The sequence below is a fragment of the Nioella sp. genome, assembly GCF_964229645.1.
In the GTDB taxonomy this organism is placed as follows: domain Bacteria; phylum Pseudomonadota; class Alphaproteobacteria; order Rhodobacterales; family Rhodobacteraceae; genus Nioella.
Genome location: NZ_CAXREX010000039.1, coordinates 1 through 9953, shown reverse-complemented (window position 1 = coordinate 9953; position 9953 = coordinate 1). Strand labels below are relative to the sequence as shown.

The following is a 9953-nucleotide window of genomic DNA, read 5'->3' as shown; positions in this document are numbered from 1 at the left end:
TGCAAAAGCAGATCGAGGCCGAGGCGTTGAAGAAAGAGGATGATGCAGCCTCGAAGGACCGGCTGGAGAAGCTGCAAAAGGACCTGTCCGAGCTTCAGCAGAAATCGGCGGAAATGACGGCCCAATGGCAGGCCGAGCGGGACAAGCTGGAATCGGCCCGCGGGCTGAAGGAAAAGCTCGACCATGCCCGAGCCGAGCTCGACCAGGCCAAGCGCGAGGGCAATCTCGCCCGGGCGGGGGAGCTGTCCTACGGGGTGATCCCGGGGCTGGAAAAGGAACTGGCCGCTGCCGAGGCGCAGGAAGATGACGGGTTGATGGTCGAAGAGGCCGTCCGCCCCGAACAGATCGCCGCCGTGGTCGAACGTTGGACCGGCATCCCGATGTCCAAGATGCTGGAAGGCGAGCGCGAAAAGCTGCTGCGCATGGAAGACGAGATCGGCAAGCGGGTGATCGGTCAGAAAGTGGCCGTGAAGGCCGTGTCCGATGCCGTGCGCCGCGCGCGCGCGGGGTTGCAGGACGAAAACCGTCCGCTCGGCTCGTTCCTGATGCTTGGGCCCACTGGCGTCGGCAAGACGGAACTCACCAAGGCGCTGGCCGAATACCTCTTCGACGACGATCAGGCGATGGTGCGGATCGACATGAGCGAGTTCATGGAGAAACACGCCGTTGCCCGTCTGATCGGCGCGCCTCCGGGCTATGTCGGCTATGACGAGGGCGGCGTGCTGACCGAAGCGGTGCGGCGCCGGCCCTACCAGGTTGTCTTGTTCGACGAGGTCGAGAAGGCGCACCCTGACGTGTTCAACGTGTTGTTGCAGGTGCTCGATGACGGGCAACTGACCGACGGGCAGGGGCGCACGGTGGATTTCAAGCAGACGCTCATCGTGCTGACCTCGAACCTTGGGGCGCAGGCGCTGAGCCAGCTGCCCGACGGGGCTGACAGTTCCACCGCCAAGCGCGACGTGATGGACGCGGTGCGTGCCCATTTCCGGCCGGAGTTCCTGAACCGCCTGGACGAGACCATCATCTTCGACCGCCTGACGCGGGCCGACATGGATGGGATCGTGGCGATCCAGCTCAAGCGGTTGGACAAGCGTCTTGCCGATCGCAAGATCGCGCTCGACCTCGACGAAGGCGCGAAGAAATGGCTGGCCGACGAGGGCTATGACCCGGTCTTTGGCGCGCGCCCGCTCAAGCGGGTGATCCAGCGCGCGTTGCAGAACCCGCTGGCTGAGATGATCCTCGCCGGAGAGGTGAAGGACGGCGAAACGGTGCATGTCGGCGCCGGGGCCGACGGGTTGATCGTGGGCGACAGGGTGTCGTCCTCGAACCGGCCCAAGCCCGATGACGCCGTGGTGCACTGACGAAGAAAAGGCCCCGCTGATGCGGGGCCTTTTGTTTTGGACGTCCCGTGATCAACCTTGCCTGTCTCCGGTGCGCAGGCGGCTCATTGTGACGGGTGTGATCCCCAGGAACGATGCAATCATCGAATGGGTAAAGATGTCTTCGTAACCGGGGAAGGTGGAGCGGAACCATTCCAGCCGATCAGCCCCGCCAAGTGCTGCAAGGCACCATTCCCGATCAACCTTGCGGCTGAGTGCCTCGCGCAGGATGCCATTGGCCCAGTTGCGAACGGGCTCTGATGAAATCATCAGATCTGACAGCCGGTCAGTGTCGATCCGCGCAAGCGTGGCATCGGTTGTCGCCACGATCGACACGAGCGATGCGCCGCCGCGCGTGCGTGCAATGTTCGGTGTGACAACGCATGGCCCCACATAGAACCCGACGCAAACCTCTTTGCCGTCCTGATCGCAAATGCTGCTTACAAGCCGTCCGTCCAGAAGAATGAATTCGCCCGTTTCGGGCTTTTCCTGGCGGGCCAGATGCGCGCCCTTGAGCAGATGCCTGCGCGTCCAGAAGTCGGCAAATTCCTTTGCGCAGACCGCATCCGAAAGGTCAGGAGATTGCGCAAGAAACGCCCGTAGATCCATCTTGGAGGGCCTTATCAAATGATAATGCGAGGGTCTTCGTCCGGGGGCATGTCTGGCACATGTTCAAGGAGTTTACAAAATGACAAACAAAATCCGGGCAAGATATGTGGGGCCAGCCACGCTGGGCCTGGGGGTGATGGGTGCATCCATCTATCTGCTGATGGTCAATGTCACGCTCGCCCATGTCGAGGCGGTTTCTGGGCTGATCCCCTTCGATATGCGCCCTTTGGGCTATAGCCACGCGGATGCCCTGATGCTGCTTGACGCGTTAGGTGCGGATGGGCGGGCCTATTATCTGTCGCATCAGATTCCACTGGATACGGTCTATCCGGCGCTGCTGGCGCTGACGTTGATGGGGGCGATCTGTTGGATCGGGGAACGACTGCCAAGCCGCACGCTCGTTCGCGCGGGGGGTATGCTTTCGCTCGGCGCTGCCGCGTTCGACTATACTGAAAATCTTGCCATCTGCGCGATGATCTGGAGCGGGCCAAACCCTTCTGTTCCGCTCGTTTTTGCAGCAAGTGCAGCCACGATTGCGAAATCCGTGCTGACCAGTCTGGCGGTGTCGCTGACACTGCTGTTGGGGGTCATGTGGGCGCGCCGATCCATTGCGGGACGACGTGTATCGAGGGGCGACGGTCGTCGCATGCGTCCTGCGGCAGAGTAGCCCCGGATTGAAGCGCCCCGAACATCACACCGTTCGGGGCGCTTCTTTCTGCCGAAACCGGAGGGGACCGGGCTCAGCTCGGCAGAAGCACGGCGTCGATGATGTGCACGACCCCGTTCGAGGCCATCACGTCGGCGGTGGTGACGGTGGCCGCGTGGTTCAGCACGACGCCATGGCCCTGACCGTTGGCGCGGATATATCCGCCCTGAACGGTCGGGATACGGCCCCTTTGGCCGACAATGGCCGAGGCCGGGTAGTAAGCGCCGGACACGTGATAGGTCAGCACATTGGTCAGCGCGGGGATGTCGTGCAGCAGGCCGTCCAGCACGCCATGGGGCAGGTGTTCGAAGGCACGGTTGGTGGGGGCGAAGACGGTAAAGTTGCCGGGGCCCGCCAGCGTATCGACAAGGCCCGCCGCCTGAACGGCGGTGACCAGCGTGGACAGGTCGGGCTTTGCGATGGCGAGGTCGACGATGGTGGCCGATTGTGCGGAAAGGATTGCAGGGGTTGCCAGCGATGCGGCAGCGGCACCTGCGGTGGCGGTGAAGAATTGACGACGGTTCATGGGGGGTCTCCTTCCTTTCTGGAATTCAGGGGGCCCGCCCTTGGTGAGGGCGGGCCTGCAGGGCCTTACATCTCGGGGATGATTACGGCGTCGATCACATGGATCACGCCGTTGGAGGCTTCGATATCGGCGGTGACGACATTCGCCCCGTTGACGGTCACGCCGCCCATGGTGCCGATGGTGATGTCAGAGCCCTGAACGGTTGTGGCCATCATGCCGTCGGACAGGTCGCCCGACATGACCGCGCCCGGCACCACGTGATAGGTCAGGATCGCGACCAGCTGATCGAGGTTTTCCTCCATCAGCAGGCTTTCGACCGTGCCCTCGGGCAGGGCGGCAAAGGCGTCATCGGTGGGGGCGAAGACGGTAAAGGGGCCTTCGCCGCGCAGGGTCTCTTCAAGGCCGGCGGCCTGAACGGCGGCAACCAGCGTGTTGAAGGTGCCCGCGCCCACGGCGGTATCGACGATATCCATGGAATGCCCGCCCGCAAAGGCGGTGGTGGACAGGGCGACAGCCGCGGTTGCGGCAAGGAAGCTACGACGGATCATTGTGATCTCCTGGCAGTTGGGTTGTGACCGGAGATACGGGGCAGGGCGCGCGCCGGATGACCACGGGCGCAGCTGAAATTCGAAGATCGGGGGTCTTGCCGAAAGCGGGAAGCGGGCTAAGCCCGGAGCTTTTCCAATTTCCAGTCACGTTCAGTTGACGGATCGTGAAGGAAAGAGAGCCCCGAACCCGGTGATCCGGGGCTCTTCTGTCACGGCATCAGAAGATGAAATCGTCTGCCAGCAGGCTTGTGGTGCCTTCGATCACGAAGGTCTCGCCGCTGGTTATCGTGAAGGTCACCGACGAGGGTCCCGTGGTGGTCGAGGCAATATCGGCCTGGAAGTTGGCGAAATCGGCATAGCCGAAGGCAGACATGTTCAGCACGTCCTCTCCGCTGGTGAAGTCGGTCACACGGTCGGTCGCGCCATCCTGCCAGAACAGGAACTCGTCCGCCCCTGCGCCGCCTGTCAGCACGTCCGCGCCAGAGCCGCCATCGACCAGATCGTCCCCGGCCCCGCCATCGAGCGAGTCGTTGCCAGAGCTTCCACGCAGAATGTCCCGGTCGTCGCCGGCTTGCAGCGTGTCATTTCCTGCGCCGCCATTCAGCATGTCATTGCCCGTGCCGCCCTGCAGAAGATCATCGCCGATCTCGCCATAGATCCGGTCGGCCCCGCTGTCGCCGCCAAGCGTATCGTTCCCGTCACCGCCATAGAGGTAATCGTTGCCCGATGCGCCGGTGGCCAGGTCATCCCCGCCGTCTCCTCGCAAGGTGTCGTTGCCGGAATTTCCGCGCAGCACATCGCGATCGTCTCCGCCTTCCAGCAGATCGTTGCCCGCGCCACCATTGAGGATGTCGCGTCCCGCACCACCCTGAATGAGGTCATTTCCGATTTCCCCGTATAGCCGGTCGCGCCCGTCCCCGCCTGTCAGCGTGTCGTCGCCCGTGCCGCCATAGGCCCGGTCATCGCCGCTGCCGCCATCGACCAGGTCGTTCCCGTCGCCCCCGCGCAGGGTGTCGTTGTCGGAGTTGCCCCGAAGGATGTCATTGTCATCTCCTCCGTCGAGCGAGTCCCGTCCTGCCCCGCCGTTCAGCATGTCACGCCCGAGGCCACCGGTCAGGGTATCGTTGCCAAGCTCTCCGTAGATGCGGTCATCGCCGTCATCTCCGTCGAGCGTGTCATTCCCGGTGCCGCCATAGAGCGTGTCATTGCCCGAACCGCCGGTAAGCAGGTCGTTGCCGTCATCCCCGAACATCCTGTCATTGCCCGAGTTGCCGCGCAGGATGTCGTTGTCATCGCCTCCCGAAAGCCAGTCGTCCCCTGCGCCGCCATTGAGAATATCGCGACCGAGTCCCCCCAGCAGACTGTCATGGCCCATTTCGCCATAGAGCGTGTCGTCGCCGTCATCGCCCTCAAGGGTGTCGTCGCCGTCCCCGCCATAGAAGAGGTCCGCCCCCGAAGCCCCTGTTGCAAGGTCGTTTCCGCCCCCGCCAATCAGAACGTCATCGCCCGAGTTGCCGCGCAGGATGTCATTATCGTCACCGCCGTCGAGCGTATCGTTCCCGGCCCCGCCATTCAGCATGTCGCGCCCGGGGCCGCCGGACAGGAGGTCATGCCCCAAAAGCCCATAAATGCGATCGTCGCCCCCGAGGCCGTCGATCGTGTCGTCCAAATCCGTTCCGTTCAAAGTATCGTTGGCTCCGGTCCCCGCCATCAGGGCACCGAGAGCCGCAGCAAGTCCACCAACTGGCATGCGCTTTCCCCCACAAGTTAACCCCGCTGGAAATCAGCGGGCCTGCGCGATGCCTCTCAAGATTGATTGATTGCTGTCAGCCTAACGGGAAAATGCGCTTTGGATCAAAGACTTTGTCAAAATTGTGGCGTATTGTTTGCCCTTGGACGGGCAATTTCCGTGTTTTGGTCTGTATTGGCGTGAATGGGGAAACGAACGCCCGGAAAGCCCTCGGCGGGTAAGCTCTGTCATTGCACATGCGGGGTCGCCATGGGCAGACTGGCTGCAAGCAGGTTCGGACATGAAGGAGCACGGCGATGATGGGTGGATTGCTGGATTTCCTGGCACAGGTCTTCGTGCTGGTGATCGGTCTCGTGGTGCTGGCGATTGTGGTCATGGCCATTCTCGACCGGTTCCAGACCCATGACGCGATCCGCCGCAACTATCCGGTCATCGGACGTTTCCGTCATCTCTTCACCGCGCTTGGGGAATTCTTCCGGCAGTATTTCTTTGCGATGGACCGCGAGGAGATGCCGTTCAACCGGGCGCAGAGGCACTGGGTGAACCATGCCGCCGAGGGCGGATCGAACACGCTGGCATTCGGCTCGACCCGCGATCTGAGCGTGCCCGGAACGCCCATTTTCGTGAACGCGGCCTTTCCGCCGCTCGATGACCAGTTCGCCTCAACCGAGCCGATGATGATCGGCCCGACCGCGCGCCAGCCCTACATGGCGCCCTCGTTCTTCAATATCTCCGGCATGAGCTACGGCGCGATTTCAAAGCCTGCCGTGCAGGCCCTTGCGCGCGGTGCCAGGAAGGCCGGGATCTGGATGAACACGGGCGAGGGGGCGCTCTCGCCCTACCACCTGGAAGGCGGCTGCGACATCGTCTTCCAGATCGGGACTGCCAAGTACGGGGTGCAGAACCCCGATGGCAGCCTGAACGACGACAAGCTGCGTGCGATCGCGGCCCACGACACGGTGAAGATGTTCGAGCTGAAGCTCGCGCAGGGGGCCAAGCCCGGCAAGGGCGGCATTCTGCCCGCCGAGAAGATCACCCCCGAGATCGCGAAGATCCGCGGCATCGAGATGGGCCATGACAGCTTTTCGCCCAATCGCCACCTGGAAATCGATGATTTCGGAGACCTGCTCGACATGGTGGCCCATATCCGCGAGGTCACGGGCAAACCCGTCGGGATCAAGACCGTCGTGGGCGGGTCCGAGCCGTTCGAGGAACTTTTTCGTCTGATCATCGAGCGCGGCGAAGACAGCGCCCCGGATTTCATCACGCTTGACGGCGGCGAGGGCGGCACCGGGGCCTCACCCATGCCGTTGATGGATCTCGTCGGCATGTCGATCCGCGAAGGGCTGTTGATGGTGTCGGACCTGCGCGACCGGCACGGGCTGAAGGAACGCATCCGGCTGATCGCCTCGGGCAAGCTGGTCAACCCCGGCGACGTTGCCTGGGCGCTGGCCGCCGGGGCCGATTTTGTAACATCTGCCCGAGGTTTCATGTTTGCCCTGGGCTGTATCCAGGCGCTCAAGTGCAACAAGAACACCTGCCCGACCGGGATCACCACGCATAACCCGCGCTTTCAGAAGGGGCTGGTCGTCGAGGCGAAAGAGGATCGCGTGGCACGCTATGCCAAGGCAATCATCAAGGAAGTCGAGACAATTGCGCATTCCGTCGGCGTTGCCGAGCCCCGGTTGATGCGCCGCCGGCACGTGCGGTTGGTCATGGCCGATGGCACCTCTCGGCCGATGAACGAGGTCTTCCCGCGTGGTAACGTGGTTTCAACAATGACGTGAGGCCCCCCTGCTTTCGCTTTGTTGCATCCCATCTGTCTGGCAGGTTCGCGCCAAGCAGTAGCAGGAGGACGCAATGGCCCATCGCTGGAAGAACACCCTGAGCCGGGCGGATGTCACGCCCAAGGCAGTCTTTCTCAACCGCCGCCAGCTTATGGCTGGCACAGGCGCCATACTAGGTGCCGGGATGCTTGGCGGCCAGGCCCGCGCCCAGGAGGCGCTGGAACCCAACAGTTGGGAAGAAATCACCAGCTACAACAATTTCTACGAATTCGGCACAGGCAAGACCGATCCGGCCGCAAATGCCCACATGCTGACAACGGACCCGTGGGAGATCACCATAGACGGCATGGTCGACAATCCCGGCACCTACAGCCTTGCGGAAATCCTGGACGGCCAGACCATCGAGGAACGCATCTACCGCTTTCGCTGTGTCGAAGCCTGGTCGATGGTCATCCCGTGGAACGGGTTCGAACTGGCCGATCTGCTGACCCGCGTCGGCGTTCAGGAGGGTGCGCGCTACGTGGCCTTCGAAACGCTTGTGCGCCCCGAGGAAATGCCGGGCCAGCGCAGCCCCATCCTGGAATGGCCCTACCGCGAGGGGCTGCGGCTCGACGAGGCCATGCATCCCCTGACCCTGATGGCGACCGGTCTTTACGGGGAGCCGATGCCCAACCAGAACGGCGCCCCGATCCGGCTGGTCGTGCCGTGGAAATACGGGTTCAAGTCGATCAAGTCGATCGTCCGCATCACCCTGACCGACGAGGAACCGCCGACGACCTGGAACATGCAGAACCCGCGCGAATACGGCTTCTATTCCAACGTGAACCCGCAGGTGGACCATCCCCGCTGGTCCCAGGCAAGCGAACGCCGCGTGGGGGGCGGGCTCTTCGCCCGGCGCATTCCCACGCTCATGTTCAACGGCTACGAGGAAGAGGTCGCCTCGCTCTACGAGGGCATGGACCTGTCGGAATATTACTGATGACCGGGATGTCGGGGATCCAACTGACCTCTGTTCTGACATGCCCCGAATGCGGACATGCACGGACAGAGCAGATGCCAACGGACTCCTGCCAGTGGTTTTACGAATGCAGCGGTTGCGGGGTGCTTCTGAAACCCCGGCCCGGCGACTGCTGCGTGTTTTGTTCATATGGAACGGTTCCCTGCCCGCCGATTCAGGCAGGACGCCCCTGCTGCGGATAGGATCATGATCGACCGAGTGAACCAGGCCCTGCGCCGCCTGCCGGAATGGCCGCTTTACCCGCTTGGGCTTGTGCCCGCGGGCTGGCTCTTATGGCTGGGTCTGAATGGCGGGCTCGGGGTGGAACCCATCGAGGCGCTCGAACACGAACTGGGCGTGATCGCGCTTCAGTTCCTGATCGCGACGCTCCTCGTGACACCGCTGCGCCGCTATGCCGGCCTGAACCTGCTCAGGTTTCGCCGGGCCTTCGGACTTCTCGGGTTCACCTATGTCTGCCTCCACCTGCTGACCTGGCTGGCGCTCGACATGTCCTTCCTCTGGGCGCAGATCGCCGGGGACATCGTCGAACGCCCCTATATCACCATCGGCATGGCAGCCTTCCTGATGCTGGTGCCCCTTGCCGCAACCTCGACCAAGTCCGCGATCCGGCGCATGGGGCCACGCTGGCACCGCCTGCATCGCCTGTCCTACCTGGCGGTGGTTCTGGGCGGCCTGCATTTCGTGATGCAGGAGAAGGTCTGGAGCGTGCAGTCCCTGGTCTATCTCGGCCTTGCAATCGGAGTCGTTGCCTTGCGCTGGCTCTGGCTCCGCCCCCGAGTCGCGTAGCTCCCTATCGCGTCGAAGCGAGATCGTGGGGGTTGCAGATGCGCAGCCCCCATATCTAGCAAGGGGTGGATTTGCTTCCCCCAAGTAAAGCTGCGAAACTTATCCCGCATGCCAGCCCTGCACCCTGCGGATGGCTTTCAAGTAGTTGTTTTTGTTTGTATATTCGCCTTTCGCAAAAAATGTCATCGATCCGTCAAAAAACCGCTTGCAGGTCCCGGCAGGGATCAGTAGATACCCCTTCACCGGCGGCGCTGCGGCGTTTGTTGGTTTCGCCGGACGGGGTGATTGAGGGTGACCTTGGTTGTTTACGAGGCGGGATATGAGGGATTTATCGGGCGAGCGGCGCTGGTTTAGGTTAGCGCGGTTCGGTTGATTTTGTCTCTTGTGCTCTTTGACATTGTTGTATGACTGAAGAGATATGTGGGCGGTTTGGTTCGTATCGACGGATCGACTGTCTGTATATCGCGCCACTAGGGGTTTTTCCTCGATGATGTGGTGTCAGCTTCACTGTTTGTCGGATCCTTCCATCCTGGAAGATCTGCAAACAGAGACTTCATCGGGTTTAGCCACCCGATGAGATGTGCAGAGGTTCGAACGTCAAGGATAGGCTGGCAACGGCCTTTCAACTTGAGAGTTTGATCCTGGCTCAGAACGAACGCTGGCGGCAGGCCTAACACATGCAAGTCGAGCGAAGCCTTCGGGCTTAGCGGCGGACGGGTGAGTAACGCGTGGGAACGTGCCCTTCACTGCGGAATAGCCACTGGAAACGGTGAGTAATACCGCATACGCCCTTTGGGGGAAAGATTTATCGGTGAAGGATCGGCCCGCGTTGGATTAGGTAGTT

At 62.2% G+C, this 9953-nt stretch carries 10 protein-coding genes and 1 rRNA gene; 7 read left to right on the top strand and 4 right to left on the bottom strand.

All coding sequences use genetic code 11. The features are described from left to right. On the top strand, nt 1–1361 hold a 1361-nt coding region (locus ACEQXV_RS02810; protein ID WP_370267789.1), incomplete at its 5' end, for an AAA family ATPase. Nucleotides 1362–1412: 51 nt separating this feature from the next. Here ACEQXV_RS02810 and ACEQXV_RS02805 read toward each other — a convergent pair. Continuing rightward, entirely contained in the window at nt 1413–1988 is a 576-nt protein-coding gene (locus tag ACEQXV_RS02805) for a Crp/Fnr family transcriptional regulator (RefSeq protein ID WP_370267788.1), read from the bottom strand. Between the two features lie 79 nt (nt 1989–2067). Between ACEQXV_RS02805 and ACEQXV_RS02800 the strand changes: the two genes are divergently transcribed. Further along, a complete protein-coding gene (locus tag ACEQXV_RS02800; protein WP_370267785.1) occupies nt 2068–2655 on the top strand; it encodes a hypothetical protein in 588 nt (195 codons plus the stop codon). 73 nt (nt 2656–2728) lie between these two features. Here ACEQXV_RS02800 and ACEQXV_RS02795 read toward each other — a convergent pair whose 3' ends face one another. The 3 genes from ACEQXV_RS02795 to ACEQXV_RS02785 form a co-directional block, all read right to left on the bottom strand. Continuing rightward, a complete protein-coding gene (locus tag ACEQXV_RS02795; RefSeq protein WP_370267784.1) occupies nt 2729–3220 on the bottom strand; it encodes a fasciclin domain-containing protein in 492 nt (163 codons plus the stop codon). A gap of 65 nt (nt 3221–3285) precedes the next feature. Beyond that, nucleotides 3286–3768, bottom strand: a complete 483-nt coding sequence (locus tag ACEQXV_RS02790) for a fasciclin domain-containing protein (protein WP_370253449.1) — start codon at nt 3766–3768, stop codon at nt 3286–3288. A 217-nt stretch (nt 3769–3985) separates the two neighbouring features. Beyond that, on the bottom strand, nt 3986–5518 hold the full coding sequence (locus tag ACEQXV_RS02785; protein ID WP_370267783.1) for a calcium-binding protein: 1533 nt from the start codon (nt 5516–5518) through the stop codon (nt 3986–3988). 296 nt (nt 5519–5814) lie between these two features. Between ACEQXV_RS02785 and ACEQXV_RS02780 the strand changes: the two genes are divergently transcribed. The 5 genes from ACEQXV_RS02780 to ACEQXV_RS02760 all read left to right on the top strand — a co-directional run. Further along, entirely contained in the window at nt 5815–7305 is a 1491-nt protein-coding gene (locus ACEQXV_RS02780; RefSeq protein ID WP_370253448.1) for an FMN-binding glutamate synthase family protein, read from the top strand. Nucleotides 7306–7378: 73 nt separating this feature from the next. Beyond that, nucleotides 7379–8284: a protein-methionine-sulfoxide reductase catalytic subunit MsrP gene (msrP, locus tag ACEQXV_RS02775; RefSeq protein ID WP_370267782.1), complete on the top strand. Its 906-nt coding sequence runs from the start codon at nt 7379–7381 to the stop codon at nt 8282–8284. A gap of 8 nt (nt 8285–8292) precedes the next feature. Further along, entirely contained in the window at nt 8293–8505 is a 213-nt protein-coding gene (locus ACEQXV_RS02770; RefSeq protein ID WP_370253454.1) for a GDCCVxC domain-containing (seleno)protein, read from the top strand. Nucleotides 8506–8509: 4 nt separating this feature from the next. Next, entirely contained in the window at nt 8510–9109 is a 600-nt protein-coding gene (gene msrQ, locus ACEQXV_RS02765) for a protein-methionine-sulfoxide reductase heme-binding subunit MsrQ (RefSeq protein WP_370253444.1), read from the top strand. Between the two features lie 623 nt (nt 9110–9732). Next, nucleotides 9733–9953: ribosomal RNA gene (locus tag ACEQXV_RS02760) — 16S ribosomal RNA — on the top strand; the annotation flags it as partial.

Excerpts from the sequence above, each read along its gene's own strand:
- ACEQXV_RS02785 (WP_370267783.1), bottom strand. The coding sequence starts at position 5,518 with ATGCCAGTTGGTGGACTTGCTGCGGCTCTCGGTGCCCTGATGGCGGGG.
- msrQ (WP_370253444.1), top strand. The coding sequence starts at position 8,510 with ATGATCGACCGAGTGAACCAGGCCCTGCGCCGCCTGCCGGAATGGCCG.
- ACEQXV_RS02790 (WP_370253449.1), bottom strand. The coding sequence starts at position 3,768 with ATGATCCGTCGTAGCTTCCTTGCCGCAACCGCGGCTGTCGCCCTGTCC.
- ACEQXV_RS02805 (WP_370267788.1), bottom strand. The coding sequence starts at position 1,988 with ATGGATCTACGGGCGTTTCTTGCGCAATCTCCTGACCTTTCGGATGCG.
- ACEQXV_RS02780 (WP_370253448.1), top strand. The coding sequence starts at position 5,815 with ATGATGGGTGGATTGCTGGATTTCCTGGCACAGGTCTTCGTGCTGGTG.
- ACEQXV_RS02795 (WP_370267784.1), bottom strand. The coding sequence starts at position 3,220 with ATGAACCGTCGTCAATTCTTCACCGCCACCGCAGGTGCCGCTGCCGCA.
- ACEQXV_RS02770 (WP_370253454.1), top strand. The coding sequence starts at position 8,293 with ATGTCGGGGATCCAACTGACCTCTGTTCTGACATGCCCCGAATGCGGA.
- msrP (WP_370267782.1), top strand. The coding sequence starts at position 7,379 with ATGGCCCATCGCTGGAAGAACACCCTGAGCCGGGCGGATGTCACGCCC.
- ACEQXV_RS02800 (WP_370267785.1), top strand. The coding sequence starts at position 2,068 with ATGACAAACAAAATCCGGGCAAGATATGTGGGGCCAGCCACGCTGGGC.